The sequence below is a fragment of the Micromonospora salmantinae genome, from assembly GCF_022230905.1.
Taxonomy (GTDB): domain Bacteria; phylum Actinomycetota; class Actinomycetes; order Mycobacteriales; family Micromonosporaceae; genus Micromonospora; species Micromonospora salmantinae.
Window position 1 is genome coordinate 394,342 of record NZ_JAKKFG010000042.1, and the last position, 26,098, is coordinate 420,439.

A 26,098-nucleotide genomic window follows, 5' to 3' on the forward strand; every position below is an offset into this window, starting at 1 on the left:
CGATGAGACGGTGAGCGATCACCGCCAAGACTGTCGATGGGGAGCGCATGACCGCAGTACCGTCCGCCGAACCCGGCCGCACCGATCCGGGCCGCGGCAGCCGCCGGCCCCGGGCCGTCGCGATTCTCGCCGGAGTCGCCCTGGTGGCCCTGTTGGCCGACCTGGTCACCAAGCACCTCGCGCTGGCCGCGCTGACCGACCGGGAGCCGGTCCGGCTGCTCGGCGGGTTCGTCTACCTGAGCCTGACCCGCAACAGCGGCGCGGCCTGGAGCATCGGCGCGGACCACACCTGGGTCTTCCCACTGATCACCATCGGTGTGGTCGGCTGGATCGTCTGGATGGCGTTGCGGCTGCGCTCGCTGCCCTGGGCGGTCTCGCTCGGCCTGGTGCTCGGTGGCGCGTTGGGCAACCTCGTCGACCGGATCTTCCGGGCGCCGTCCCCGTTCCACGGGCACGTCGTCGACATGATCAGCCTCTTTGACCCGTACGGTCAGGTCTGGCCGGTGTTCAACCTGGCCGACAGTTCGCTGGTCTGCGGCGTGCTGCTGGCCGTCCTGTTGGAGCTGACCGGCCGCCAGCGTGACGGCCGGCGGGCGGGGCGCGACGGCGACCCGGCCACGACGGACGCCGCCGCGCCGGGCGCCGAGCAGCGGGAGCGGGCATGACCTCCGCGTTCGCCGCTGGCGGCGACCACCGTTCCCTTCCGGTTCCCGACGGCCTCGACGGCATGCGCCTGGACCAGGCCGTGTCCCGACTGTTCGGGCTCTCCCGCACCGCCGCCGCGGCCCTTGTCGACGCCGGGGACGCGCTGGTCGACGGTTCCGCCCGGCCCAATTCGCACAAGGTCAAGGCCGGCTCCTGGCTGGACGTCACGCTGCCCGCCCCGGTGGCACCGCCGACCGTGGTGCCGCAGGCGGTGCCCGGCCTGCGGGTCGTCTACGCCGACGACGACATCGTCGTGGTCGACAAGCCGGTCGGGGTGGCCGCGCACCCGAGCCCCGGGTGGACCGGGCCGACGGTGATCGGCGCGCTCGCCGCGATCGGGCACCGCATCTCCACCAGTGGCGCCGCCGAGCGCCAGGGCGTGGTGCACCGGCTCGATGTGGGCACCACCGGGATCATGGTGGTGGCCAAGAGCGAGCAGGCGTACACGGCGTTGAAGCGGGCCTTCAAGTACCGCGAGGTCGACAAGGGCTACCACGCTGTGGTGCAGGGTCACCTGGACCCGCTGCGGGGCACCGTCGACGCGCCGATCGACAGGCACCCCACCCACGACTACCGCTGGGCGGTGGTGTCCGGCGGCAAGCCGAGCATCACCCACTACGACACCCTGGAGGCGTTCCCGGCGGCGAGTCTGGTCGACGTCCGGCTGGAGACCGGCCGGACCCACCAGATCCGGGTGCACTTCTCCACCCTGCGGCACCCCTGTGTGGGTGACCTCACCTACGGCGCCGATCCCACCCTCTCGGCCCGTCTCGGCCTGTCCCGACAGTGGCTGCACGCCCGCGAACTGAGCTTTTTGCACCCCCGAACGGGGGACGAGGTCCGGTTCGTCAGCGACTACCCTGACGACCTGGACCGTGCGCTTCAGATCCTGCGTGACTGAGCGGCGACCGCCCGACACCGTTCCACAGAGGGGATCCCGCCCGTGCGCGCCGGCAACCTGCTGCGGCAGTTGGACCAGCGGTTGCTGCCGCCGCTGACCCGGGCCGTGGCCCGGCTGGGCGACCGGTCGGCGCGCTCCGGCGTGCTCAGTTGGGCCGCGGTGCTCTCCGCGGCGGCGGTGTTGGGCACCGCCGTGTGGGCCGTCGACGACACTCCGGTCGGCGACCGGACGGTCGGCGAGGTGACCCGGGTCGGCGTTGCCGACGGCGACTCCGTCCCCGGCTACCTGCGGTCCGCCGCGGCCGACCTGGCCGCGCTGCCCGGGTCCGCCCCGGCCCCCGAGGGCGGAACGTACGCGCTGGTCACGCTCGACGCGTACCTGCCTCCGCAGCGGCTGGCGACGGTGCTCGGCGACGTCGGGGTCTCGACAGTCTTCGGGCGGGTTCCGCTGCCCGGCCGGCAGACCGAGATCGTCAAGATCCCCGCGCTGCGGGTGCCGGACGACGTGGTCGCCGGGATGGAACAGGTGGCGGCCCGCAAGGAGACCGAGGCCGCCGACTATCGGGCCAGGGCCGCCGCGGTCGACGGCGACGGGCCGGGCGAGCGGGAGTTGCGGGAGCAGTACGCCAGCGGCGCCGAGGTGGCCGCCGCCGAGGCGACCGCGTACCGCACCGGCTGCGCCTGCGTCTACGCGGCGGTGGTTCGCGCGACGCCGGTGGCGCTGCGCGGTGTCGCGACCCGGCCGGATGTACGGGCGGTCGACCCCGCCCCCGAGGTGTACCGGCTGGACCGGACGGTCTTCACGCCGCCGCTGCCCGAACAGCGTGACGTGGTGCGCCCGCCGGCCGACACCGGGCCGAGCCCGGCACCGACCCAGTCCGAGCGGCCGGCGCCGATGATCAGCGCACCGGCGTCGTCGGCCCCCGTGGGCGAATCGTCGGAACCCGCACCAGTCGTGACGATTCCGTCACCGGAACCGTCGAAGCCGGAGCCCACCGAGTCGGCGCCGCCGAGTGTCACCACCTCGCCGGACACCACCTTCGTCGAGCCGTCGCCGCCATCGCCGTCGTCGTGATCTGCGCCGGCTGGTGTGCGCTCTGAGGTGTGGTCCGAATAGGGTTGGGTTCGTAGCCTGTCAGACAGAGATCGATGGCGCTGGGAGGGCGGGCCGTGGAGGGCAGTGAGACCGGCTGGGGCCGGCCGGCCGAACCAGCGCCGCGGTGGCGCGCGCTGTTGGACCGTGCCCGGCTGGGCGGTCGCGGCGCGGAGCAGACCGAGCCGGAGCGGCGCGGCGAGGAACCGCCGCCGGACCCACTGCCCCGGCGTGCGGCCCCCAACGGCTACGCCGGGCGGGCACCCGCCATCGGGCATCCGGCCGACCTGTCGTACGGCGCGGAGCCTGGTTACCGGGCCGAGGCGACCTACCGGGTCGACCCCGCGTACCGGGCCGACCCCGCGTACCGGGCCGAGCCGGACTACCGGGCCGAGCCCGCGTACCGGACCGAGCCGGGTTATCGGGCCGAGCCGGACTATCGAGCGGAGCCGGCGTACCGGACCGAGCAGCCGGACCACCGCACCGAGCCGGGCTACCGGGCCGACCCCGGTTACCGTGCCGAGCCGGGCTACCGCGCTGAGCCGGACTACCTCGCCACTCCCGGCTACCGGGCCGAGCCGGACTACCGGGCCGACCCCGGTTATCGGGCCGAGCCGGACTACCGCGCCGAGCCGACGTACCGGGCCGAGCCCGAGCCGCCGGCACGCGGCCCCGACCCGGTTCCGTCGCGCTACGCGTTGCTGGACAACGGCTACCGACCGGGCGACCCGCCGGCGGAGTCGCGGTACGCCCTGCTGGAGACCGGCTACCAGCCGGAGACCGGCTACCCGGCCGCCCCGCCACCGCCCGCGCCGGTCGCCCCACCGCCCGCGCCGCCGGTCGCCGTGCCAGTCACGCCGCCCGTCCCGCCGCCACCCGCCCCGGCGGTCGGCTCGGCGGTCGCCGAACGTGCCTACCCGGCCCGGATCGAATGGCGCCCACCGGCCGTCGACCAGGAGCAGGAGCGCGCCAACGGTGTGCTCCAACGGGACCTGGGCACGCCCCGGGTGTTCGCCTTCGCCAACCCCAAGGGCGGGGTGCACAAGACGACAGCCACAGTGCTCGCCGCCGCGACGGTCGGCAGCGTCCGCGGCAAGGGTGTGCTGGCCTGGGACGACAACGAGCTGCGTGGCACCCTCGGCCTACGCGCCGGCAGCGCCCGGCACGCCCGGACGATCCGGCACCTGATCAGCGACCTGGCCCAGATCGAGATCCTGGAGGGCGCGACCCTGCTGGACCGGCTGGACGACTACCTGCGGCACGCCTCCGACGGCTCGTACGACGTGCTGGCCGGCGAGGAGAGCCCGCGCTTCGCCCAGCGCCTGGACCAGTTCACCGTCCGCCGGGTGCTGGAGCTGCTGCGCCGCACCCACGACGTGGTCTGCGTGGACACCGGCAACAACGTGGAGAGCCCCAACTGGCGCACTGTGATGCAGGCCGCCGACCAGCTGGTGGTGACCACAGTGCCCCGGGAGGACGCGGCGTTCAGCGCGGACTGGATGCTCGACCTGCTGCACGAGGAGGGCATGGGCGAGTTGGCGGACAACGCGATCACCCTCATCTCCTGCCCGACCCCGGGTCGCTCGACGCTCCAGGACGACCTGGAGCGGCACTTCGCCACCCGTACCCGGGGCGTGGCCGTCGTGCCGTACGACCCGGCTCTGGAGACCGGGTCGTCGATCGAGTACCACCAGCTCCAACCGGAGACCCGGCAGGCATGGTTGCGGGCCGCGGCGATGATGGTGGAGCCGTTCGCCCGGTGAGCTGGTCTGCCGCCACCGGAGCCCCGGCCACGCACCGGGCCTGAGAGGATCATCGGGTGAGCCCGGACAACCCCGACCGTGAGCGGCCAGTCGACGAGCCCGACCAACCCGCGCCACCCCGTACGCCGGAGGCGAAACCGCCGGAGGTCGACCCGTCGGCCGGGACCGCGCCGGACGAGTTCGGTCCGGGCCACCTGCCGGCCTCGGCGGCGTACCAGAGCTCGTTGGAGCTTCGGTTCGACGAACCGCGTCGTCCGATGCGTGCCCTGGCGACGGTCCTGGGCGCCGTGCTCGCGCTCGCCGCACTGGGTGTTCCCCTCGGGCTGCTCTGGGCCGCGCTCGCGCCGGACACCCCGGTGCTCAAGACCGCCGAGGGGGCGATCTACGCCGAGCCGCAACCGGAGCAGCCGATCGCCGCCGACGGCTGGTTCAGCCTGCTCGGGCTTGCCTTCGGGCTGCTCGTGGCACTCACCCTGTGGTTCGTGCTGCGTCGACGGCGCGGCCCGGTCGGGTTGCTCGCCGCGGTGCTCGGCACCCTGGTCGCCGCGCCGGTGGCCTGGCAGGTGGGACGGCGGATCGGTCTGGCCACCTTCGACCGGCTGCTGGCGACCGCCCCGGCCGGGCAGGCATTCAGCAAACCCGCCGACCTGCGGGCCGGTGGAGTGGACTGGCTGCTCGGCGTGCTGCCGGTGCCGCACGGCAACCTGCTGCTGCCGGCGTTCGGGGCCGCGGTCATGTACACCCTGCTGGCCGGCTGGTCGCGGTGGCCGGGGCTACGCCCGGAGCCCGAGCCGGGGGAGTTCAGTTGGGTGTCGGCGGGGACGCCAGCTCCGACAACGGCACCGGAACCGCCCGCACCTGACGCAGCAGAGCCGCCTCGCGGTTGAGCAACCGCAGCTCGGCGCGGAGCCGGGAGGCGGTGTCGTCGATCGCCAGCAGCCGTTGCCGGTCGTCGACGGTGAGCGCCGCGGTCGCCGCCACCAGGTGCGAGAGCACAGTCGGGTCCTCCGGCAACTGCTCGGAGATCTCCTCCGGGTCGGAGCGGATCAGGCCGAGGTACTGCCGGAACACCGCGATCACCCGGGCGGCCAGCAGATCGGCCACCTCGTCCGGGCCGCCCGGGTCGGGCAGCCACTCGACGTCGGCGGTCAGGTAGGGCTCGGCGCTGTCGTCGACCTCGGCGATGCGGAACCGGCGGCGGCCGACCGTGACGATGTCGAAGCCACCGTCGGTCAACTCGGTCACCTGGCGCAGCTCGGCGGTGCAGCCCACCTCGTGCAGCGTCACCTCGCCGACGCTCGACCTGGCCGGGGCGCCGGCGGGACCGGCGGGCGCGACCTCCCAGCCGGCCTGGATGGCCACCACGCCGAACTCGCGCGGGGCGCCGTCGGGCAGGCCGACCAGGTGCCGGACCAGCGCCCGGTAGCGCTCCTCGAAGATGTGCAGCGGCAGCACCAACCCGGGAAAGAGCACCGTTGCGAGCGGGAAAACCGGCAGCCGTGCGGTCACATGGTCGAGCCTAACCAATCTCGGCACCGGGGGCGTGGCCCGGCTCACCGTCCCGGCGGACGGGCGGCCCGGGTGGACGTCGGGCCGGCCGCCTAGACTCGCAAGGGTGCTGAATCGGATCGACCTGCGCGACGGTCTCGGTGACCCGCGCCGCCTGCTGCCCCGTGCCCAGCTCGACGTGTCCGTCGCCGTCGAGCGCATCCGGCCCCTGGTGGAGGCGGTCCGTGAGCATGGGTACCCAGCGATCCGGGAGGCAAGCGAACGGTTCGACGGCATCTCCCCGGAGGTGCTGCGGGTGCCGGTCGAGGCGATCACCGAGGCGGAGGGGGTGCTCGACCCGGCGGTGCGTGCCGCGCTGCTGGAGTCCATCGCCCGGGCCCGCCGGGTGCACGCCGACCAGCGGCGCACCGACCACACCACGAAGGTGGTGCCCGGCGGCACCGTCACCGAGCGGTGGCTGCCGGTCGACCGGGTCGGCCTCTACGTGCCCGGTGGCCTGGCGATGTACCCGTCGACAGTGGTGATGAACGTGGTGCCCGCCCAGGCGGCCGGGGTGCGCTCGCTGGTGGTGGTCAGCCCGCCGCAGAAGGACAACGGCGGCCTGCCCGATGCCCGGGTGCTCGCCGCGTGCGCGCTGCTCGGCGTCGACGAGGTGTACGCCGTGGGCGGGGCCCACGCGGTGGCGATGCTGGCGTACGGCGCGGCGGTGGACCCGGCGGGTGAGCTGCGGTGCGACCCCGTCGACCTGATCACCGGCCCCGGCAACATCTGGGTGACCGCCGCCAAGCGGCTGCTGCGCGGCGTTGTCGGCATCGACGCCGAGGCCGGGCCGACCGAGATCGCCATCCTGGCCGACGACACCGCCGACGCGGCGCACGTGGCCGCCGACCTGATCAGTCAGGCCGAGCACGACCCGCTCGCCGCGAGCGTGCTGGTCACCCCGTCGGTGGCGCTGGTCGAGGCGGTCGAGGCGGAGTTGGCCCGGCAGGTGCCGGCGACCAAGCACACCGAGCGGGTCACCACGGCGCTGACCGGTGAGCAGAGTGGCGTGGTCCTGGTCGACGACCTCGAGGCCGGGCTTCGGGTGGTCGACGCGTACGCGGCCGAGCACCTGGAGATCCAGACGGTCGACGCCCGGGAGTGGGCGCTGCGGGTCCGCAACGCCGGGGCGATCTTCGTGGGCGCCTGGTCGCCGGTGTCGCTCGGCGACTACTGCGCGGGCTCCAACCACGTGCTGCCCACCGGCGGCTGTGCCCGGCACTCCTCCGGCCTGTCCGTGCAGTCGTTCCTGCGCGGCGTGCACCTGATCGAATACACCGAGGCCGCGCTGCGTGACGTGGCCCCGCACGTGGTCACCCTGGCCAACGTGGAGGACCTGCCGGCGCACGGCCAGGCGGTCCAGGCCCGTTTCCCGGGAGGGGCGGCGTGACCAGCCTGGACGATCTGCCGATCCGGGCCGACCTGCGGGGGCTGTCGCCGTACGGGGCGCCGCAGTTGGACGTGCCGGTGCGGCTCAACACCAACGAGAATTCCCACCCGGTGCCGGAGCCGGTGGTCGAGGCGATCGGCAAGGCGCTCGCGGCCGAGCTGCGCGAGCTGAACCGCTACCCGGACCGGGACGCTGTGGCGCTCCGCGCCGACCTCGCCGAATATCTCGGGCACGGGCTCACCGTCGACCAGGTGTGGGCTGCCAACGGCTCCAACGAGATCCAGCAGCAGCTGCTCCAGGCGTTCGGCGGGCCGGGGCGCACCGCGCTCGGCTTCGTTCCGGCGTACTCGATGCACCCGCTGCTGGCCCTCGGCACCGGCACCCGGTGGGTGCCCGCCGCGCGCGGCGTCGACTTCGGGTTGACCGCCGAGGAGGCGGTCGCCCAGGTCCGCGAGCACCGGCCGGACGTGGTCTTCCTCTGCTCGCCGAACAACCCCACCGGCACCGCACTGGACCCGGCGGTGATCGCCGCGGTGCTCGACGTCGCGCCCGGCATGGTGGTCGTCGACGAGGCGTACGCCGAGTTCGCCCGACCCGGGACGATCAGCGCCCTCGCGGTGCTGCCCGGCCACCCGCGGCTGGTGGTCACCCGGACGATGAGCAAGGCGTTCGGCTTCGCCGGTGGCCGGCTGGGCTACCTGGCCGCCGACCCGGCGGTCGTGCGGGCGGTGCAGCTCGTCCGTTTGCCGTACCATCTCTCCGCGCTCACCCAGGCCGCGGCACGCGCGGCGGTGGCCCACCGCGACGCCCTTCTCGGTACGGTGAGCGCGATCATGGCGCAGCGGGACCGGATCGTGGCGACGCTGCGCGAGCGGGGGTTGCGGGTCGCCGACAGCGACGCCAACTTCGTGCTCTTCGAGGTGGGCGGCGACCAGACAATCGTCTGGAACGCCCTGCTGGCGCAGGGTGTGCTGGTCCGTGACGTCGGCCTGCCCGGCTGGCTGCGGGTGACCGCCGGCACCGCCGCCGAGACCGACGCCTTTCTTTCTGCAATGGAGACTTCGCAATGAGTCGGACCGCCCGGGTGGAACGGATCACCAAGGAGACCAAGGTCCTCGTCGAGATCGATCTCGACGGCACCGGTGCCGCCGAGATCAGCACCGGCGTCGGCTTCTACGACCACATGCTGCACCAGATCGCCCGGCACGGCGGCTTCGACCTGACCGTGCGCACAGTGGGTGACCTGGAGATCGACGCGCACCACACGATCGAGGACACCGCGCTCGCCCTGGGTGCGGCGTTCGACCAGGCGCTGGGCGACAAGGCCGGCATCCGGCGGTACGGCTCGGCGACAGTGCCGATGGACGAGGTGCTGGTCCGGGCCGCGGTGGACCTCTCCGGTCGGCCGTACGTGGTGCACGACGAGCCGGTGCTCGCCCCGTACATCGGGCCGGTGTACGCGACCAGCATGACCCGGCACATCTGGGAGTCCTTCGGCCAGGCGGCCCGGGTCACGCTGCACGTCGACGTGCTGCGGGCGGCCCGACCGGGTGGCCACCCGGACGCGCACCACGTGGTGGAGGCGCAGTTCAAGGCGGTCTCCCGCGCGTTGCGCGAGGCCACCTCGATCGACCCGCGTTCCGCCGGAGCGATCCCGAGCACGAAGGGCGCGCTCTGATGAGCGCGAGGAGTGCGGCGCAGCGGAGCCCCGCAGCCGCGAATGAAAGGCAGCTCTGATGGGTGCCGCGTTGCCGACGTTGTTGCTGATCCTGGCCGGGGTGCTGGTTGGCGGCACCTGGTCGCTCTACCGGCAGGGCGCGCCGAAGGCCGCCGTGCTGATCACCGCGGCGCTCGCGGTGCTCGCCACCGCCGCCGGGGTGCTGCGGCTGCTGCCGGAGAACGGGTGATCGGGGTGACGACATGAGTGACGTGGTGGTGCTCGACTACGGCTCGGGCAACCTGCGCTCGGCGGAGCGGGCGCTGGCCGCCGCCGGAGCGGACGTCCGGGTGACCGACGACCTGGCCGCGGCGGCTGCCGCCGATGGTCTGGTGGTGCCGGGTGTGGGCGCGTACGCGGCGTGCATGGCGGGGATCGAGGCGCTGGGCGCGGGCCCGGTGATCGCCGAACGGGTGGCAGCCGGACGGCCGGTGCTCGGCATCTGCGTGGGCATGCAGGTGCTCTTCGAGCACGGTGACGAGCACGGAGTGGTGACCAAGGGGCTGGGGCTGCTGCCCGGCGGGGTGACCCGGCTGGCCGCCACCCGGTTGCCGCACATGGGCTGGAACACGGTCCGCGCTCCGCGGGAGTCGGTGCTGTTCGCCGGGTTGGCGGAGCAGAGCCGGTTCTACTTCGTCCACTCGTACGCGATGGGCGACCCGGCGGCGCTGGCCGCTGCCGGTGCCACGGTGACCACCGCCCACCACGACTCGGATTTCGTCGCGGCTGTGGAGCGGGGCTCGTTGTCGGCGGCCCAGTTCCACCCGGAGAAGTCCGCCGACACCGGTGCCGCGCTGCTGCGCAACTGGCTCGCCACGTTGCCCAGCGGTGACTGAGCGCCGTCGCGCGGTGCCCGAGCGGCGGGCGTCGCGGTGAGCCGGGAGCGTGCCCGCCGGCGGGCGGAGCGGGAGGCGGAGCAGGCCCGGGAACGGGCGGTCCGGCAGCGCCAGGTCGCCCGGCGGCAACGCCGTCGCGCTGTGGTCCGCAACTTGACGCCGCGGCTGCGGCGGGGTCGCTCCGGGCGGCTGGCCCGGCACACTCGGGGCGAGCGGGCCGCGATCGTGCTGCTCACCGGCGCGGCGTTGCTCCTGATCTGGACGTTCGTCGACAACCTGGCGTTGCGTATCGCGCTGATCGTGCTCTTGCTGCTCGTACTGCCGGCGATCGTGGTGATCGCCCTGGACCGTCGTACCTGATCGAGGAGAAGACCTTGAGCCTCACCCTGTTACCCGCCGTGGATGTCGCTGACGGCCGGGCCGTCCGGCTCGTGCAGGGCGCCGTTGGAAGCGAGAGCATCTACGGCGACCCGTTGGACGCGGCGCTGGCCTGGCAGCAGGACGGCGCGGAGTGGATCCACCTGGTCGACCTGGACGCGGCGTTCGGTCGGGGCACCAACGCGCACCTGCTCGCGGAGGTGGTGCGGCAGTTGGACGTGAAGGTGGAGCTCTCCGGGGGCATCCGGGACGACGAGTCGCTGCGTGCGGCGCTGGGCACCGGCGCGGCCCGGGTGAACATCGGGACCGCCGCCCTGGAGGACCCGGTCTGGTGTGACCGGGTGGTCGCGGAGTACGGCGACCGGGTGGCCATCGGGCTGGACGTACGGGGTCACACCCTGTCGGCGCGGGGTTGGACCCGTGACGGTGGTGACCTGTACGAGGTGCTGGAGCGGCTGGACAAGGCGGGCGCGAGTCGGTACGTGGTCACCGACATCACCAAGGACGGCACGATGCGCGGGCCGAACCTGGATCTGCTGCGCGAGGTGTGTGCCCGTACGGACCGGCCGGTGATCGCCTCGGGTGGGGTGTCCACCCTGGACGACCTGCGGGCGTTGGCGACCCTGGAGTCGGCCGGGGTGGAGGGCGTGATCGCCGGCAAGGCGCTCTACGCGGGTGCCTTCACGGTGGCCGAGGCGCTGCGGACGCTGGCTGAGGCGTGACGACGACCCGGCTGGGGTCGGGCGGCCCGTGGGAGCAGCGCTACGGGTACTCCCGGGTGGTCCGGGCCGGTGAGCGGGCCTGGACGGCTGGTTGCACGGCGACTGTGGACGGCCGGGTGGTGCACGTCGGTGACGCGGCAGCGCAGACCGCGCAGGCGCTGCGGATCGGGTTGGCCGCGCTCGCCGAGGTGGGTGCGGAGCCGGGCGATGTGGTCCGGACCAGGATGTACGTGACGGACCGGCTGCACGCCGACGAGGTGGGCCGGGCGCACAACGCGGTGTTCGGCGCCGTCCGGCCGGCGGCCACCCTGGTGGTGGTGGCCGGTCTGTTGGACCCGGAGCACCTGGTCGAGGTGGAGTTGGAGGCGTACCTCGGCGATCGCTGAGGTCCCCGCCCGGGCGGCCTGCCGGGCCGCCCCGTGGCCAGATAAATTGTGCACAACTTAATTGTGGGCTACGGTTCAGCGGTGACCGATGACCTGGTGCTGCGCCGGCAGGTGTGCTTCGCGCTCTACGCCGCGTCGCGCGCACTGACCGACGTCTACCGGCCGATCCTCGACGAGGTCGGGTTGACCTACCCGCAGTACCTGGCGCTGCTGGTGCTCTGGGAGCGTCCCGACGACGCCCCCACGGTGTCCGAGTTGGGCACCGAGCTGCGGCTGGACTCCGGCACGCTCTCCCCGCTGCTCAAGCGGCTGGAGGGGGCGGGCCTGGTGGTGCGGCGGCGCTCGGCCCGCGACGAGCGGCGGGTCGAGGTGGGCCTCACCGAACAGGGCCGGGCGCTGCGCGAGCGGGTCTGCGACGTCCCGCTGCGGATCGCGCAGGCCACCGGGCTGAGCTTCGACGAACTCGTCGCGCTGCGCGACACCCTCACCCGGGTCACCGACACCATCCACCGACAGAAGGAGCAGTGACCACCATGCAGGTTGTCTACACCGCGTCCGCGACCGCCACCGGCGACGGCCGGGACGGCCACGTCGAGACCTCCGACGGCACGTTCGCACTCGACCTGGCCGTGCCGAAGGAGATGGGCGGCGCCGGTGGCGCGGCCAACCCCGAGCAGCTCTTCGCCGCCGGTTACGCGGCCTGCTTCCACAGCGCCCTGCGGCTGGTGGCCCGCCGGGCCAAGGCCGACGTGACCGGTTCCGTGGTCGGCGCCGAGGTGGGCATCGGCCCGAACGGCAGCGGCGGCTTCGGGCTCACCGTGCAGCTCGTCGTCGACCTGCCCGCCGCGCCCCGCGAGGTCGCCGAGCAGATCGTCGAGCAGGCCCACCAGGTCTGCCCGTACTCCAACGCCACCCGTGGCAACGTCGACGTCACCCTGACCGTCCGCGAGACCCTGTCCGCGTGACCTCGCGGCCCCAGGCCCCCATCCGCGGACGAGAGGACGACCACGCCGTGACCAGCAACCGCGAGATCCACCTGGCCAGCCGCCCTCAGGGCTGGCCCACCGAAGACACCTTCCGGCTCGTCGAGACCGAGGTTCCGACGCCCGGACCGGGCCAGATCGTGGTCCGCAACCAGTACATGTCCGTCGACCCGTACATGCGCGGACGGATGAACGACGTCAAGTCGTACGTGCCGCCGTTCGCGCTCGACGCGCCGCTCGACGGTGCCGCGATCGGCGAGGTGGTGGCCAGCGAGGCGGTGGACATCGCCGTCGGGACCACAGTCCTGCACGGGCTGGGCTGGCGGGAGTACGCGCTGCTCGACGCCGCCGCGGCCCGCCCCGTCGACCCGAGCGTCGCCCCGGTCAGCGCGTACCTGAGCGTGCTCGGCATGACCGGGTTGACCGCGTACGCCGGTCTGCTGGAGGTGGCCGCGATGAAGCCCGGCGAGACGGTCTTCGTCTCCGCCGCGGCCGGCGCGGTGGGCAGCCTGGTCGGCCAGATCGCCAAGCTCAAGGGCGCCGGCCGGGTGATCGGCAGTGCCGGCTCGCCGGCCAAGGTCGAGCGGCTGCGGGCGCTGGGCTTCGACGCCGCATTCGACTACCACGACGGGGTCCGTGAGTCGCTGCGGGCGGCCGCCCCGGACGGCGTCGACGTCTACTTCGACAACGTCGGCGGTGACCACCTGGAGGCCGCGATCTTGGCCATGAACCTGCACGGCCGGGCCGCCATCTGCGGCATGATCGCGCAGTACAACGCCACCGAGCCGCCGGCCGCCCCGCGCAACCTGGCGCTGGTCATCGGCAAGCGGCTCACCCTGCGCGGCTTCCTGGTCAACGACCACAACGACGTGCGGGCGGCGTTCGTGCGCGACGTCTCGGGCTGGCTGCGCGACGGCACACTGTCCTACGACGAGACGATCGTGGACGGCATCGAGAACGCCCCGGCCGCGTTCCTCGGCCTGCTGCGCGGCGACAACCTCGGCAAGATGCTCGTCAAGGTGTGACGCAGACCTCTCTCACGGCGGTCGACCCGGTCGGGTCGACCGCCGTGCCGGGTGCGGAGGATAGGCTCGCGGCATGACGGTGGCGGTACGGGTGATCCCCTGTCTGGACGTGGACGCCGGGCGGGTGGTCAAGGGGGTCAACTTCCTCGACCTGCGGGACGCCGGCGACCCGGTGGAGCTGGCCGCCGCGTACGACCGGGCCGGCGCTGACGAGTTGACCTTCCTCGACGTCACGGCGTCCTCCAGCGACCGGGGCACCATGCTCGACGTGGTGCGCCGCACCGCCGAGTCGGTGTTCATCCCGCTGACCGTCGGCGGCGGGGTCCGGCAGGTCGCCGACGTGGACACGCTGCTGCGCGCCGGTGCGGACAAGGTCGGCGTGAACACCGCCGCCATAGCCCGTCCGGAGCTGATCGCCGAGATCGCCGACCGGTTCGGCCGGCAGGTGCTCGTGCTCTCCCTCGACGTGCGCCGGGCCCCGACCGACATCACCCCCAGCGGGTTCGAGGTCACCACCCACGGGGGTCGGCGCGGCACCGGCATCGACGCCGTGTGGTGGGCGCACCGAGGGGCCGAGCTGGGCGCCGGGGAGATCCTGCTCAACTCGATGGACGCCGACGGCACCAAGGCGGGCTTCGACCTGGAACTGATCGCCGCGGTGCGCGCGGTGGTGGACGTGCCGGTGGTGGCCAGTGGGGGCGCCGGCGAGGTGGCCCACTTCCCGCCAGCGATCGGTGCCGGCGCGGACGCGGTGCTCGCCGCCAGCGTCTTCCACTTCGGCGAGCTGACCGTCGCCGAGGTCAAGGACGCGCTGCGCCTCGGCGGCCATCCGGTGCGCTGAGCAGCTCAGCGCTCGCCGGAGTGCCCCTCCGGTGACCGACGCGGGGTGGGAATCGAACGGACCGCGTACTCCTGAACGGCAGCCGCGTGGTCGGCTTCGTCCAGGATCCAGTCCGCCCTGCCGGGCGCGTGCCGGCGGGTCAACACACCCTGCACGGTGTCCACCATGGTCGCCACACCCGCGCGCGGCCGGGTACGCCACAGCTGCTCACCCTCGGCGGTGATCCGGAACCAGCCGTCGGCGACGCTGATCAGCCCGGCGCCGACCAGCCGCTGGACCGCGGCCTCCACCTCGTGTCGCTGCGGGATCGCGTGGTTGAGGTGGTCGGCGGTGGAGAGCACGTCGGTCAGGCGGACGCCCTCCGGCCGCCGGCTTGTCGCCGACCGACGGTGCCGTCCGGCCCCGCTCGCGATGACGAGCGACACGAAGATCCAGGCGTCGTTCCAGCGCCAACCGTTCTCCCCCATGCAGAGATGATGACGGCGCGCGTCGCGGAAGGGAACACCCACCCACGAACCGGTGCCCGGCACCACCACCACGTACCGGTTCGCGGACGGTCGGTGAGGGTTCAGCCGGCCGGGGTGACCGGCGCGGGGTTGCCCGGCGGGGGCGCGGCGCTGTCCGGCGCGGTGTCCTCCGGCACGGCGAACAGCGGGATGAAGAACTGGGCCAACGGGCCGATGGCCAGCGCGTACGCGACGGTTCCCACGCCGACAGTGCCGCCGAGCAGCGCGCCCAGCGCCAGCACGGTGACCTCGATGACGGTGCGCACCAGTCGGATCGACCGGCCGGGCCGGCGGGCCACGTACCCGGTCATCAGGCCGTCGCGGGGGCCGGGCCCCAGCCGGGCACCGAGGTAGAGAGCGGTGGCCGCGCCGTTGGCGACGATCCCGCTGATCAGCATCGCGATCCGGACGCTGAACGGGCCACCCGCGGGCAGCAGGGCCAATGTGGCGTCCACGACCAGGCCGATCACCACGACGTTGCTGACAGTGCCGAGGCCGGGCCGCTGCCGCAGCGGGATCCAGAGCAGCAGGACCAGTGCGCCGACGGCGATGGTGACTGTGCCGAAGGAGAGCCCGGTCAGCTCGGAGAGCCCCTGGTGGAACACGTCCCACGGGTCGAGGCCCAGGTCGGAGCGGATCATCAGGGCCATGCTGACGCCGTAGAGCGTGAGCCCGAGGTAGAGCTGGACCAACCGTCGAACCGGCCGGTGCCGCAGATTGCCAAGCAGTGCCATGCATGCCACCCTAGGTGCCAATCCTCGTCGAGGAAGAAGCCAATATTCGAGGAGTGGCTATGACAGGGCAGGTGCGCGGCGTCCAATTGGCCCGTCTGCTCGGGCAGTGGCATGCTCTGCCGGGCCGCCGCCGCAGCCCCGACTACGCCGCGCTGGCCGGCTCGGTACGCGGGCTGCTCGCCGACGGCCGGCTGCCGCTGGGCGTCCGCCTCCCGGCCGAACGGGAGCTGGCTGAGGCGCTGCGGATCAGCCGGACCACTGTCACCGCCGCCTACCGGCAGCTACGCGAGAGCGGGCACCTGGCCAGCCGGCGGGGCGCCGGTAGCTGGACGATGCTGCCCGGCAACCACCGGGTGGCCAGCACCGGCCTGTGGACCCCGCTGGACGACCGGGAGATGCTCGACCTCGGCGTCGCCGCGCTGGCCGCCCCGCCGCAGCTGCTGTCGGCCGCGCGGGCCGCCGCCGAGGACCTGCCCCGCTACCTGAGCGGGGCCGGTTACCACCCGACCGGCATCATCGAGCTGCGCGAGGCGGTGGCCGACGCGTACACCGCCCGGGGTCTGCCCACCTCGGCCGACCAGATCATGGTCACCAGCGGCACCCAGCACGCACTGGATCTGGTGCTGCGGCTCGCCCTCGCCCCGGGCGGCACCGTGCTGGTCGAGTCCCCGACCTACCCCAATGCCCTCGCCGCGCTGGCCGGCCGGCGGGCCCGGATCAGCACCCACGGGCTGGCCTCCGACGCCGGCTGGGAGCCCGACCTGCTGCTGGGCAGTCTCCGACAGACCCGACCCAAGCTGGCCTACCTGATTCCGGAGTTCCAGAACCCGACGGGGCACCTGATGCCCGCCTCGCTGCGCGAGCGGGTGGTGGCCGCCGCGCACGCGGTCGGCACCGATCTGATCATCGACGAGTCCTTCGTGGACCTGTCGATGGACGGCACCGAGGTGCCACCCCCGGTCGCCACCTACGACCGGCACAGCCGGGTGGTCAGCATCGGCGGGATGAGCAAGCCCTACTGGGGTGGCCTGCGGATCGGCTGGGTGCGCGCGTCCGCGCCGCAGGTGCAGCGGCTGGCCGCCGTGCGGGTAGGGGTCGACATGGCCAGCCCGGTGCTCGACCAACTGGTAGCGGTGCACCTGCTCGCCGACGCCGAAGCCATCGTCGCCGACCGCCGCGTCCAGTTGGCCGTCCAACGGGACGCCCTGCTCGGCGCGCTGGCGCACCAACTGCCGGAGTGGCGGGTCACAGTGCCACGGGGTGGCGTGACGCTCTGGGCCGAGTTGGACGGCCCGGTCTCGAGCGCGCTGGCCCGGGCCGCGGAGGAGGTCGGCGTACGGCTGGCCCCTGGCCCCCGGTTCGGCCTGGACGGCACTCTGGAGCGTTTCCTGCGGCTGCCCTTCACCCTGCCCGCGGCGGACCTCGTGGAGGCCGTCGGGCGGATCGCGGCGATCCGCTACGACCTGGACCGCGCCGGCCGCCAGCGGTGGCGCGAGCCGGCCGTCATCGCCTGAGCCGGCGCCGAAGCAACCATCGGCATCGTCGCGGATCCGCCGGCACCACCGGCGCGACAATGACGGGAATGTGCCATTTGCGCTAGCCCGGCTGCCACACTCTCCTGGTGGGCCAGGGTGGCGGTACTCGTGGGGTCCGCCGGAGTGCGCCGGGCTCGCGGGCGACCCCGCTGGAACTCTTCTACGACCTGGTCTTCGTCTTCGCGTTCCTGCACGTCACCACGGCCACCGCCGGCAATCCGACCGCCCGTGGCCTGGTCCGGTGCCTGGTGCTGCTGGCCCTGCTCTGGTGGTGCTGGTCGGGGTTCGCCGTGCTGGGCAATCTGATCCGCACCGACCAGGGGATCGTCCCGGCGGTCGGCTTCGTCACCATCGCCGCCGCCTTCGTGCTGGCGCTGAGTCTGCCGAAGGCGTTCGTCGACCGCCCCGGTGGAGTGTTCGGTCCGCTGGTCTTCGCGACCTGCTACTTCCTGGTCCGGGTGAGCGAGAGTGTGATCTTCCTGTGGATCGGCCGCCGCAACCGCGACGTGCGTCGACGCTGGCAGCTGCTCGCCCTGCCGGCGTTCGTGGCCACGGGCCTCATCGTGGTCGCCGGGCTGCTGCCACAGCGGCTCTTCGACGGAACAGCCGAGTCGGTGGCCCGCCTGCTGTGCTGGCTCGCGGCCATTGGCGTGGAGTACGGGGCCGGACTGGCGCTGCGGGGCACCGGGTGGACTGTGCTCTCCGCCGGGCACTGGGCGGAGCGGCACGGTCAGATCGTCCTGGTCGCCCTCGGCGAGGCGATCATCGCGCTCGGGTTCAGCCCCAACGCGACCGCGGGTCTGCCGCTGACCTGGCCGGTGCTGTTCGCGGCGGTGCTCGGCATCGCGGTGGCCGCCGCGATGTGGTGGGCGTACTTCGACACCCTGGCGCTCGGCATGGAACAGACCCTGCACCGCACCCGCGACCCGGGCGCGCGCGCCGTCCTGGCCCGCAACGCCTACAGCTACCTGCACCTGCCGGTCATCGCCGGCGTCATCCTGTTCGCGCTCGGGCTCAAGGAGCTGATCCACGAAGGCGCCGATCCCAGCACACCGACCTGGGGCGTTCCGCTGCCGAGCTTCGACCTGCTGGCGCTCCACGGTGGGGTCGCGCTCTACCTGCTCGCGCTCATCGTGCTCGGCCGGTTGATGCTCGGCGTCCCCCGCTGGCCCACCATCGGCGGGATCCTGCTGCTGATTGCGCTGGTGCCGGTTGCCGGGTCGCTACCCGAGCTGATCGCGTTGGGCATGTTGGCCCTGGCCACGACGCTGGCCGTGGCCGGGCAGACGGTCGTCGACTCGCGGCGTCGGGCCGGGGTCCGGCAGATGGCGCTCGAGGAGCAGCTCGCCGCGGAAGAGGAACACACGAGGTGGCGGGGTCACCACCTGTGAGGGCCCCGTGCCGGCTTCCTCGCCGGCACGGGACCCTCGGCGGGCTCAGAGTTCGGCGAGGGTGCCGGCGTACATCTTGTCGATCTCGGCGGAGAAGTTGCTCTCCACCCCACGCCGCTTGATCTTCAACGACGGGGTGATCTCGCCGTCCTCGATCGTCAGGTCGCGAGGCAGGATGGCCACCTTCTTGATCGTCTCCCAGCGGTTGAGCTTGGCGTTGAGCTGGGCGACGTACTCCTCGACCATCGTCTGGGCCTCAGCCGACGCGACGATCTCGGTGTAGCTGCGTCCTTCGAGCGGGCCGCCGGCGACCCAGCCCCGGATGGCGTCCGGGTCCAGAGTGACCAGCATCGTGCAGAAGTTGCGGGCCTGACCGACGACGACCGCCTGCGAGGTGTACGGGCAGATGGCCTTGAACATGCCCTCGATGTGCGACGGCGCGATGTACTTGCCGCCCGAGGTCTTGACCAGGTCCTTCTTGCGGTCGGTGATGCGGAGGTAGCCCTGCTCGTCCAGGGTGCCGATATCACCGGTACGGAAGAAGCCGTCCTCGGTGAACGAGGCGGCGGTCTCCTCCGGCAGGTTGTGGTAACCGCGCATCACCGGCCGACCCCGCACCAGGATCTCCCCGTCGGTGTCGATCTTGCACTCCAGGTCGCCCATCGCCCGGCCCACCGTGCCGATCCGCAGCCCGGCCGGGGGGTTGACGAAATTGCCGGCGCTGGTCTCGGTCAGGCCGTAGCCCTCGGAGATCGGCAGGTTCGCGGCGGCGAAGAAGGTGGCGATCTCCGGGCTGAGCGGCGCGGCGCCGGACACCAGCACCCGCATCCGGCCGCCCAGGCGGGCCTGGAGCTTGCTGAACACCAGCTTCTCGGCCAGCCCATAGCGCAGCTTCAGCCCGGCCGGCACCGGCTTGCCGGCCTGCTCCAGGGTGACCTTCTCCTTGCCGACGCCGACGGCCCAGCCGAAGATCTTCGCCTTCGCGCCGCCGGCGCCCTGCGCGGTGGTCACGGCCTTGTTGTAGACCTTCTCGAACACCCGGGGAGCGCCGCACATCAGCGTCGGACGGATGACCGAGAGAAGGTCGACCAGCTTGTCCACCCGCCCGTCGACGTAGGTGGGCAGGCCGACGTGGATGGCGCCGCAGAGCAGGGTCTTGCCGAACGAGTGGGCCAGCGGCAGCCACAGGTACTGAAGGTCGTCGTCGCGCAGCAGCCCGACGTCGGCCTGCGCCACTGCCTCCCAGCACCAGCCGCCGTGCAGCAGCTCGACGCCCTTGGGCTGGCCGGTGGTGCCGGAGGTGTAGATCAGGGTGGCCAGGTGGTCCGGGCCGATGCCGGCCACCAGCATGTCGATCAGCTCCGGCTCGGCGGCCAGCGCCTGGGTGCCGCGCTCCTCCAGGTCGGTGAGCGTCAACTGCGCGATCGCGGCGTTCGGGTCGACGGCGCCGTCCAGGAGCACCACGTGGGTGAGCGCGGGCAGGGACGCCCCCGCGATCTTCGCGGCCTGGGCCGGGTTCTCCGCGAACAGCACCTTCGACCCGGAGTCGGCGATGATGTACGTCGCGTCGGCCGGCTCGGTGGTCGGGTAGACGGTGGTGGTCGCGCCGCCGGCGCACATGATGCCGAGGTCGGCGATCACCCATTCCAGCCGGGTGTTGGCGAGGATCGCCACCGGGTCCTCCTGGCCGACGCCCAGGCCGTGCAGGCCGGCGGCGACCGCCTTGGCGCGCTGGCCGACCTGCGCCCAGGTCAGCCAGACGGGCCCCGAGTCGTCGGGGTTCGGGGACGCGAACGCGAACCGGTCGGGGGTGGCCGCCACGCGCTTGAGGAACATGTCCGGGATGGAGCGGTACGGTACATCGAGAGCCATCGCTGTAGCCGCCTTCGGGGGTGGTGGCGTGACGGTTGTCACGTCATGATGGTTACCGAAGAGTATTGCCTGTTGCCGTGCATCGGCTAGCCCTGGTGATCGTCCGGCCGGCCCATCCCATCAACCGGTACGGCCGATCAGGCGTACCGGGCAGCCACCACTGACCAGTCGTAGGTGGCCCGGACCCAGTTGCGCCGGGCGGCCAGGGCGTCGCGGATCCCGTCGTCGCCGGCGGCGCGCAGCGCCTCCTCCGCGTCCAGGTACGTCGCCAACCCCTGGTTGAACCGGTGTGCCGCACTCCGGAGCGCCGTCACCTCGTCCGCCTCGCTGTCCTGGGCGAGCACCGTGACGAGGTTGTGCGCGTCCGGGTCGCCCTGGCTCTCCTTGCCGTAGGAGAAGAGGTCGTTGCACCAGCAGACCAGGTCCACCGCCAGCAGGTCCAGGGCGACCAGCCCCGGGTTGGCGCGCTGGGTTGGCCCGGAGGGCCGCGTCGACGCCAGGTCGGTCAGGGTGAGGCAGGGGTGCACGCCGCCGATGTGCCGGCGTAGCTGCACGTACTCCGCCACCTCGGGTACGCGCCGACGTTCCCGGTTGCCCGCCTCCCAGAGCAGCGCCAACAGGTACTCGCGCATCTGGCTGACGAACCGCAGCAGCAGTCCGGCGTGATCGTGCAGTCGGGTCCGGCGGCAGAGGTCGTGCAGCGCGTCACCCAGCGGCCCGACGGCGGGCGGTACGACGTGCGGGTCACCGCACCGGTCCAACACGTCGAGCAGGGTGCTGACCGCCGGGCCCAGTCGGACCGGGTCGGCGCCGAGGCCGTCCTCGTCGCAGGCGTCATCCATCACGAAGAGCCAGCTGATCAGGTCGGTGAGCAGCCGCAGGCCCTCGACCGAGCCGTCCGGGCAGGCGCGACCGGCCAGTCCGGCGGCGTCGGCCCGTTCCAGGCGGTGCACGCGTTGGCTGGAATCGACCAGCCCGAACGTGCGCGCCCAATCGATGCTCTCACTCGCCACCTGGTCCGTGGCCCCGTGACGGCCCGTGGGAAACGGGGGTTCCCGCAGCGCCGAAATCGCGAAGTCCCGCACAGTGTGCCCCCACTCCGTGCCGCTCGGCGCGGAGCGGCGCGGTGAAGCGTACGGGAGGAGGTATCAGCGTGTTTCGCTGGGTGTGGGAAATTCCACAGTCGTTCGGTGACCGTTTACGTACAGGTAGTCACATGCCCAGGTTGGCGGCGCGTAGCCGCTGAGCCGCTTCCGCCGAGCCGTTCAGTTGGACCCGGGCCACCCGTTGCCGGCCGGAGAAGAACAGCACCAGCTCGGCCGGGGCGCCGACCAGGCGCAGTGGTTCACCACCGCGACCCAGGGAGACCTCACCGTGGCCGGGCGCCTGCACGTAGAGGTCCGCCGGGAAGCGGCGTAGCGCCAGCCGAGCCATCGGGGCCGCGCGTTTCCAGAGCGCGCTCTGCAGGCCGGCCGGCAGATCGCGTGGCTGCCACCCGGAGCTTGCCCGCCGAACGTCCTCGTGATGGATGAAGAACTCCATCGTGTTGGCCAGCTCGTCGGTCAGCGGGTTGCTGACCGGGCTCCACACCGGCGGTCGGCGTACCTGGGCCACCAGCTCGGGGTAGGGCCGCGCGGCGAGTCGCCGCCGGACCCGCTCGGAATAGGCGCGCAGCGGCGACAGCACGATCCCACCCGCCGCGTCCGGACGACGCTCCCGCAGCACCAGATGCGCGGCGAGGTCGCGGGTCGCCCAGCCCTCGTTGATGGTCGGGGCGTCCGGCCCGAGGGCCAGGAGAAGATCGGCCAGCGCCTCGCGCTCGGCTCGGGCGTACCGCGGCATGGCCCGATCGTAGGCCGGGCGGCCCGTCGGCGCGCGACAGCGGACGCCGGTCGGCGCCTGCGGCACGCCGCCGTCCGGTACGTGATGGTCGACATATCCGGTCAGGGTCGGCGGCACTGGCCCCGACCGGTAAGGATGAGGGAGATAATTGCGGCTTACGGCGGGGGAGAGCGTGGCGAGCAAGACAAGTCGGGACGTTCTCAGTCGAGGGCTGGGGGTCCTGCGGCAGGCGATCCGTGAGCAACCGCGGATCTTCTCGGTGGCGGTCGTCGGCAGCGTGCTCTTCGGCGGGATGATCATTGTCAGCGCCCGGGTCGTCGGGTCGGTCATCGGTGAGGTGGCGCTTCCGGCCATCGAACGCGGAGAGGTGGGCGCCGGCACCCTGGCGCTGGCCGCGGCCGCGTTGTTCGGGATCAGCGTGCTGCGGGTGGCGGGCATCTTCGGCCGCCGGCTCGGCGCCGGCTACATGCAGTACCGCCTCCAGGCCTCCTACCGCCGCAGGGTGACCCGTCGGTACCTGGAGCTGCCGCTGTCCTGGCACCACCGCAACTCCACCGGCACCCTGCTGTCCAACGCCAACTCCGACGTGGAGGCGGCCTGGTACCCGATCGCGCCGCTGCCGTTCGCCGTCGGCACGTTGGTGATGCTGGTCGGCGCGATCGTGTCGCTCTTCGCCACCGACTGGGCGCTCGCCCTGGTCGGGCTCGCGGTCTTTCCCGCGCTGTTCGCGCTCAACGTCGTCTACTCCCGCCGGATGGCCCCCCGGCAGGCCCGGGCGCAGCGCCTGCGCGCCGAGGTCAGCGGCATCGCCCACGAGAGCTTCGACGGCGCCCTGGTGGTCAAGACGATGGGTCGCGAGGCCCAGGAGACCGCCCGGTTCGCGGGGCGCGCCGGTGAGCTGCGCGACTCACTGATCGCTGTCGGCCGACTGCGCGGCATCTTCGATCCGCTGCTGGAGACGCTGCCCAGCCTCGGCACCCTGGCCGTACTGGTGGTCGGGGCGTTCCGGCTGCGCCAGGGCGCGATCAGCGTGACCGAGCTGGTCAGCGTGGCCTTCCTCTTCACAGTGCTGGCCTTCCCGGTGCGGGCCATCGGTTGGGTGCTGGCCGAGCTGCCGCGCAGCGTCGCCGGCTGGGACCGGGTGCGCCGGGTGCTCGACGCCACCGGCGAGATGCCGTACGGGCAGCGGGTGCTCGACCCGGCCGGCGCCGGCCCGGCCACCCTCACCTTCACCGACGTGCACTACTCCTACCCGCCGGCCGAAGCCCACCCGCCCGGCGCGCAGGTCCTCGGCGAGGTCGGCTTCACGGTGCCCGCCGGTCGGACGGTGGCCCTGGTGGGGCCGACCGGCGCCGGCAAGTCCACCATCGCCTCGCTGGCGGTGCGCCTCGTCGACCCGGACTCCGGCACGGTGAGCCTGGACGGCGTGGACGTGCGCGAGCTGACCTCCGCGTCGTTGGCCGGCACTGTGGCCCTGGTCGCCCAGGTGCCCTTCATCTTCGACGACACGGTCCGCGCCAACATCGCCCTCGACCGGCCCGGTGTCGACGACGAGGTGGTCTGGGCGGCGCTGCGGCTGGCCGAGGCGGACGGCTTCGTCGCCGCGCTGCCCGACGGTCTGGACACCATGGTCGGGGAGCGGGGCACCTCGCTCTCCGGCGGTCAGCGGCAGCGGCTCACCCTGGCCCGCGCGCTGGCCGGTCGACCGCGCCTGCTGGTGCTCGACGACGCGACGAGCGCTGTCGATCCTCGAGTGGAGGCGGCCATCCTGGCGGGGCTGCGGTCGTCGACCACGCAGGCCGGAGTTCCCGCCGCGTCGATCCTGGTGGTGGCGTACCGCCGGGCCACCATCGCGCTCGCCGACGAGGTCATCTACGTCGAGCAGGGACGGGTGGTCGCCCGGGGCACCCACAGCGAGTTGTTGGCCACCGTGCCCGGCTACGTCGACCTGGTCACCGCCTACGAGCAGGCCGAGGTGGAGCGGGCGCAGGAAAGTTCCTACGGCGACGACGTGGCGCCGCTGCCGTCGGGCCTGGAGATCGAGGTGGATCGGTGAGCGCGAGGAGTGCAGCGCAGCGGAGCCCCGCAGTCGCGAACGAAAGGCGGGCCCGGTGAGTACGACGACTTTGGGGACTGACGAGCAGGAGGCCCGGCAGGAGACGACCTGGCAGACCCTGCGGCGTGGCCTGGCGCTCTCGCCGGAGCTACGGATCGGTCTGGCCGGCACGTTGGCCCTGGCGTTGGTCTACATGGTCGGGCGGGTCGCCGTGCCGGTCGCCGTGCAGCAGGGCATCGACCGGGGCCTCGTCGGTGGTCTGAACCTGAACGTGGTCTGGACGGTGGTGGCGATCACCGCGGCGATCCTGACGATCACCACGATCTGCGGCTACCTGATGATGCGCCGGCTGTTCACGGTGAGCGAGACGGCGCTGGCCAACGTCCGCACCCGCGCGTTCCGCCACGTGCACGACCTGTCGATGTTGCACCAGCAGTCGGAGCGGCGTGGCTCGCTGGTCTCGCGGGTCACCAGCGACGTGGACCAGATCACCCAGTTCCTTCAGTGGGGCGGGGTGATCCTGCTGGTCAACCTCGGTCAGCTGGTGGTCACCACCGCCGTCATGCTGGCGTACTCCTGGCAGTTGACCCTTGTGGTGTTGGCCGCGTTCCTGCCGGCGGTGTTCGTCATCCGGCAGTTGCAACGTCGTCTCGGCAGCGCGTACGCGACGGTGCGTCAACGCACCGGGACGTTGCTCGGCGCGATCGGCGAGAGCGTGGTGGGCGCGCCGGTGATCCGGGCGTACGGGATCGCCGGGCGCACCGAGCGGCGGCTGGACGAGGCGATCGACAGGCAGCGGCTGGCGCAGCAGCGGGCGATCCGGATCAGCATCGTGGGCAGCTCGGTCGGTGAGTTGGCGGCGGGGCTGGCGCTGGCCGGCGTGGTGGTGCTCGGCGTGCTGTTGGGGGTGGACGGCACGCTGTCGATCGGTCAGCTGACCGCGTTCCTCTTCCTGGTGACGCTCTTCATCCAGCCGGTGCAGATCGCCACCGAGGTGCTCAACGAGGCGCAGAACGCGATCGCCGGCTGGCGTCGGGTGCTGGACGTGCTGGACGTCGCCCCGGACGTGGCCGACCCGGGGGAGCAGGGGCGGGAGTTGCCGGGCGGGCCGTTGGACATCCGGTTCTCCGGTGTGCGGTTCGCCTATCCGGGTGGTCCGCCGGTGCTGCACGACATCGACCTGGAGATCCCGGCGAAGAGCCGGGTGGCGGTGGTCGGTGAGACCGGCAGCGGCAAGACCACGTTCGCCAAGTTGCTGACCCGGCTGATGGACCCGTCGGCCGGGGCGGTGCTGCTGTCCGGGGTGCCGCTGACCGACGTCCGGTTCGGCTCGCTGCGCTCCCGTGTGGTGATGGTGCCGCAGGACGGGTTCCTGTTCGACGCGACGGTGGGGGACAACGTCCGGTTCGCCCGGCCGGAGCTGACCGACGAGCAGTTGAGCGCCGCCTTCACCGAGCTGGGCCTGTCGGACTGGCTGGAGGGTCTGCCGGCGGGCCTGGACACTCCGGTCGGGGAGCGCGGCGAGGCGCTCAGCGTCGGGGAGCGGCAGCTTGTCGCGTTGGCCCGCGCGTACGTGGCCGACCCGGACCTGCTGGTGCTCGACGAGGCGACCAGCGCGGTGGACCCGGCGACGGAGGTGCGGTTGCAACGCACGTTGGACGCTGTCACCCGGGGTCGGACCACCCTCGCCATCGCGCACCGGCTCTCCACGGCGCAGGCCGCCGACGAGGTGATAGTGGTGGACCGGGGTCGGGTGGTGCAGCGCGGCCCGCACGACGAGCTGGTTCGTGACGCCGACTCGGTGTACGGCCTGCTCTACGCCTCCTGGTTGGAGCAGACCCGGTGAGGTGCGGCGGTGTGGTGGACGCCGACGAG

The 26,098-nt window shown here is 72.7% G+C and carries 27 protein-coding genes; 21 read left to right on the plus strand and 6 right to left on the minus strand.

Annotation, left to right across the window (positions count from 1 at the left end; genetic code table 11):
* Positions 1-47: 47 nt before the first annotated feature.
* The 5 genes from lspA (at position 48) to PSH03_RS25705 (ending at position 5,348) form a co-directional block, all read left to right on the plus strand.
* The gene (gene lspA / locus PSH03_RS25685; RefSeq protein WP_238690635.1) at positions 48-665 is read left to right on the plus strand and encodes a signal peptidase II; all 618 of its coding nucleotides are present in this window, start codon (positions 48-50) and stop codon (positions 663-665) included.
* Positions 662-1,606 carry an RluA family pseudouridine synthase gene (locus PSH03_RS25690; protein ID WP_210786203.1) on the plus strand — a complete coding sequence of 315 codons (945 nt, stop codon included), beginning with the start codon at positions 662-664 and terminating at the stop codon, positions 1,604-1,606. Before lspA ends, PSH03_RS25690 begins: the two co-directional genes overlap by 4 nt.
* A 42-nt stretch (positions 1,607-1,648) precedes the next feature.
* Entirely contained in the window at positions 1,649-2,680 is a 1,032-nt protein-coding gene (locus tag PSH03_RS25695) for a hypothetical protein (RefSeq protein WP_238690636.1), read from the plus strand.
* Between the two features lie 95 nt (positions 2,681-2,775).
* Entirely contained in the window at positions 2,776-4,461 is a 1,686-nt protein-coding gene (locus tag PSH03_RS25700; protein ID WP_441005699.1) for a MinD/ParA family ATP-binding protein, read from the plus strand.
* Between the two features lie 56 nt (positions 4,462-4,517).
* A complete protein-coding gene (locus PSH03_RS25705; protein WP_210786200.1) occupies positions 4,518-5,348 on the plus strand; it encodes a DUF2567 domain-containing protein in 831 nt (276 codons plus the stop codon).
* Here the strand turns inward: PSH03_RS25705 and PSH03_RS25710 are convergent.
* Positions 5,263-5,970, minus strand: coding sequence for an LON peptidase substrate-binding domain-containing protein (locus tag PSH03_RS25710; protein WP_210786199.1), 708 nt, complete (start codon positions 5,968-5,970; stop codon positions 5,263-5,265). The genes PSH03_RS25705 and PSH03_RS25710 overlap by 86 nt on opposite strands.
* A gap of 106 nt (positions 5,971-6,076) precedes the next feature.
* Here PSH03_RS25710 and hisD point away from each other — a divergent pair, with 106 nt between their 5' ends.
* From hisD to hisF, 12 genes are all read left to right on the plus strand, one after another.
* Positions 6,077-7,399 (plus strand): histidinol dehydrogenase, encoded by a 1,323-nt coding sequence (gene hisD, locus PSH03_RS25715; RefSeq protein ID WP_238690638.1) that lies wholly within the window; start codon positions 6,077-6,079, stop codon positions 7,397-7,399.
* Positions 7,396-8,469 carry a histidinol-phosphate transaminase gene (locus PSH03_RS25720; protein WP_238690639.1) on the plus strand — a complete coding sequence of 358 codons (1,074 nt, stop codon included), beginning with the start codon at positions 7,396-7,398 and terminating at the stop codon, positions 8,467-8,469. The genes hisD and PSH03_RS25720 overlap by 4 nt, the downstream gene beginning before the upstream one ends.
* Complete coding sequence (hisB, locus tag PSH03_RS25725) at positions 8,466-9,077, plus strand: imidazoleglycerol-phosphate dehydratase HisB (protein ID WP_030334475.1); 612 nt, start codon at positions 8,466-8,468, stop codon at positions 9,075-9,077. Before PSH03_RS25720 ends, hisB begins: the two co-directional genes overlap by 4 nt.
* Before the next feature lie 58 nt (positions 9,078-9,135).
* Entirely contained in the window at positions 9,136-9,306 is a 171-nt protein-coding gene (locus PSH03_RS25730; protein ID WP_210786196.1) for a CG2302 family histidine operon protein, read from the plus strand.
* Positions 9,307-9,319: 13 nt separating this feature from the next.
* The gene (hisH, locus tag PSH03_RS25735) at positions 9,320-9,952 is read left to right on the plus strand and encodes an imidazole glycerol phosphate synthase subunit HisH (RefSeq protein WP_210786195.1); all 633 of its coding nucleotides are present in this window, start codon (positions 9,320-9,322) and stop codon (positions 9,950-9,952) included.
* 36 nt (positions 9,953-9,988) lie between these two features.
* Positions 9,989-10,312: a hypothetical protein gene (locus PSH03_RS25740; RefSeq protein WP_210786194.1), complete on the plus strand. Its 324-nt coding sequence runs from the start codon at positions 9,989-9,991 to the stop codon at positions 10,310-10,312.
* 14 nt (positions 10,313-10,326) lie between these two features.
* Entirely contained in the window at positions 10,327-11,052 is a 726-nt protein-coding gene (gene priA / locus PSH03_RS25745) for a bifunctional 1-(5-phosphoribosyl)-5-((5-phosphoribosylamino)methylideneamino)imidazole-4-carboxamide isomerase/phosphoribosylanthranilate isomerase PriA (protein ID WP_091407754.1), read from the plus strand.
* Positions 11,049-11,438 (plus strand): RidA family protein, encoded by a 390-nt coding sequence (locus tag PSH03_RS25750; RefSeq protein ID WP_112582733.1) that lies wholly within the window; start codon positions 11,049-11,051, stop codon positions 11,436-11,438. The genes priA and PSH03_RS25750 overlap by 4 nt, the downstream gene beginning before the upstream one ends.
* A gap of 81 nt (positions 11,439-11,519) precedes the next feature.
* A complete protein-coding gene (locus PSH03_RS25755; RefSeq protein WP_238690640.1) occupies positions 11,520-11,966 on the plus strand; it encodes a MarR family winged helix-turn-helix transcriptional regulator in 447 nt (148 codons plus the stop codon).
* Positions 11,967-11,971: 5 nt separating this feature from the next.
* On the plus strand, positions 11,972-12,403 hold the full coding sequence (locus tag PSH03_RS25760; RefSeq protein WP_112668570.1) for an organic hydroperoxide resistance protein: 432 nt from the start codon (positions 11,972-11,974) through the stop codon (positions 12,401-12,403).
* Positions 12,404-12,450: 47 nt separating this feature from the next.
* Positions 12,451-13,446, plus strand: coding sequence for an NADP-dependent oxidoreductase (locus PSH03_RS25765; protein WP_238690641.1), 996 nt, complete (start codon positions 12,451-12,453; stop codon positions 13,444-13,446).
* Positions 13,447-13,519: 73 nt separating this feature from the next.
* Positions 13,520-14,287: an imidazole glycerol phosphate synthase subunit HisF gene (gene hisF / locus PSH03_RS25770; protein WP_210786192.1), complete on the plus strand. Its 768-nt coding sequence runs from the start codon at positions 13,520-13,522 to the stop codon at positions 14,285-14,287.
* Positions 14,288-14,292: 5 nt separating this feature from the next.
* Here the strand turns inward: hisF and PSH03_RS25775 are convergent, their stop codons facing one another.
* Together PSH03_RS25775 and yczE are read right to left on the minus strand one after the other, a co-directional pair.
* Complete coding sequence (locus tag PSH03_RS25775; protein WP_210786191.1) at positions 14,293-14,754, minus strand: hypothetical protein; 462 nt, start codon at positions 14,752-14,754, stop codon at positions 14,293-14,295.
* A 101-nt stretch (positions 14,755-14,855) separates the two neighbouring features.
* Positions 14,856-15,527: a membrane protein YczE gene (gene yczE / locus PSH03_RS25780; RefSeq protein ID WP_238690642.1), complete on the minus strand. Its 672-nt coding sequence runs from the start codon at positions 15,525-15,527 to the stop codon at positions 14,856-14,858.
* A 59-nt stretch (positions 15,528-15,586) separates the two neighbouring features.
* Here yczE and yczR point away from each other — a divergent pair, with 59 nt between their 5' ends.
* Positions 15,587-17,041, plus strand: a complete 1,455-nt coding sequence (yczR, locus tag PSH03_RS25785) for a MocR-like transcription factor YczR (protein ID WP_238690643.1) — start codon at positions 15,587-15,589, stop codon at positions 17,039-17,041.
* Positions 17,042-17,148: 107 nt separating this feature from the next.
* Positions 17,149-18,453: a low temperature requirement protein A gene (locus PSH03_RS25790; protein ID WP_238690644.1), complete on the plus strand. Its 1,305-nt coding sequence runs from the start codon at positions 17,149-17,151 to the stop codon at positions 18,451-18,453.
* 45 nt (positions 18,454-18,498) lie between these two features.
* Here PSH03_RS25790 and PSH03_RS25795 read toward each other — a convergent pair whose 3' ends face one another.
* The 3 genes from PSH03_RS25795 to PSH03_RS25805 form a co-directional block, all read right to left on the minus strand.
* The gene (locus PSH03_RS25795) at positions 18,499-20,325 is read right to left on the minus strand and encodes an AMP-dependent synthetase/ligase (RefSeq protein WP_210786189.1); all 1,827 of its coding nucleotides are present in this window, start codon (positions 20,323-20,325) and stop codon (positions 18,499-18,501) included.
* 137 nt (positions 20,326-20,462) lie between these two features.
* Positions 20,463-21,338 carry a terpene synthase family protein gene (locus tag PSH03_RS25800; RefSeq protein ID WP_238690645.1) on the minus strand — a complete coding sequence of 292 codons (876 nt, stop codon included), beginning with the start codon at positions 21,336-21,338 and terminating at the stop codon, positions 20,463-20,465.
* A gap of 199 nt (positions 21,339-21,537) precedes the next feature.
* The gene (locus PSH03_RS25805; protein ID WP_238690646.1) at positions 21,538-22,167 is read right to left on the minus strand and encodes a TIGR03085 family metal-binding protein; all 630 of its coding nucleotides are present in this window, start codon (positions 22,165-22,167) and stop codon (positions 21,538-21,540) included.
* 172 nt (positions 22,168-22,339) lie between these two features.
* Here PSH03_RS25805 and PSH03_RS25810 point away from each other — a divergent pair, with 172 nt between their 5' ends.
* Together PSH03_RS25810 and PSH03_RS25815 are read left to right on the plus strand one after the other, a co-directional pair.
* Entirely contained in the window at positions 22,340-24,223 is a 1,884-nt protein-coding gene (locus PSH03_RS25810) for an ABC transporter ATP-binding protein (RefSeq protein WP_238690647.1), read from the plus strand.
* Positions 24,224-24,278: 55 nt separating this feature from the next.
* Positions 24,279-26,069, plus strand: coding sequence for an ABC transporter ATP-binding protein (locus PSH03_RS25815; protein WP_372494873.1), 1,791 nt, complete (start codon positions 24,279-24,281; stop codon positions 26,067-26,069).
* Positions 26,070-26,098: the final 29 nt, after the last annotated feature.

Coding starts and splice junctions, on each gene's coding strand:
- hisF (WP_210786192.1), top strand. CDS start 13,520: ATGACGGTGGCGGTACGGGTGATCCCCTGTCTGGACGTGGACGCCGGG.
- hisH (WP_210786195.1), top strand. CDS start 9,320: ATGAGTGACGTGGTGGTGCTCGACTACGGCTCGGGCAACCTGCGCTCG.
- PSH03_RS25730 (WP_210786196.1), top strand. CDS start 9,136: ATGGGTGCCGCGTTGCCGACGTTGTTGCTGATCCTGGCCGGGGTGCTG.
- PSH03_RS25775 (WP_210786191.1), bottom strand. CDS start 14,754: ATGGGGGAGAACGGTTGGCGCTGGAACGACGCCTGGATCTTCGTGTCG.
- lspA (WP_238690635.1), top strand. CDS start 48: ATGACCGCAGTACCGTCCGCCGAACCCGGCCGCACCGATCCGGGCCGC.
- hisB (WP_030334475.1), top strand. CDS start 8,466: ATGAGTCGGACCGCCCGGGTGGAACGGATCACCAAGGAGACCAAGGTC.
- PSH03_RS25760 (WP_112668570.1), top strand. CDS start 11,972: ATGCAGGTTGTCTACACCGCGTCCGCGACCGCCACCGGCGACGGCCGG.
- PSH03_RS25690 (WP_210786203.1), top strand. CDS start 662: ATGACCTCCGCGTTCGCCGCTGGCGGCGACCACCGTTCCCTTCCGGTT.
- PSH03_RS25805 (WP_238690646.1), bottom strand. CDS start 22,167: ATGCCGCGGTACGCCCGAGCCGAGCGCGAGGCGCTGGCCGATCTTCTC.
- PSH03_RS25795 (WP_210786189.1), bottom strand. CDS start 20,325: ATGGCTCTCGATGTACCGTACCGCTCCATCCCGGACATGTTCCTCAAG.
- yczE (WP_238690642.1), bottom strand. CDS start 15,527: ATGGCACTGCTTGGCAATCTGCGGCACCGGCCGGTTCGACGGTTGGTC.
- yczR (WP_238690643.1), top strand. CDS start 15,587: ATGACAGGGCAGGTGCGCGGCGTCCAATTGGCCCGTCTGCTCGGGCAG.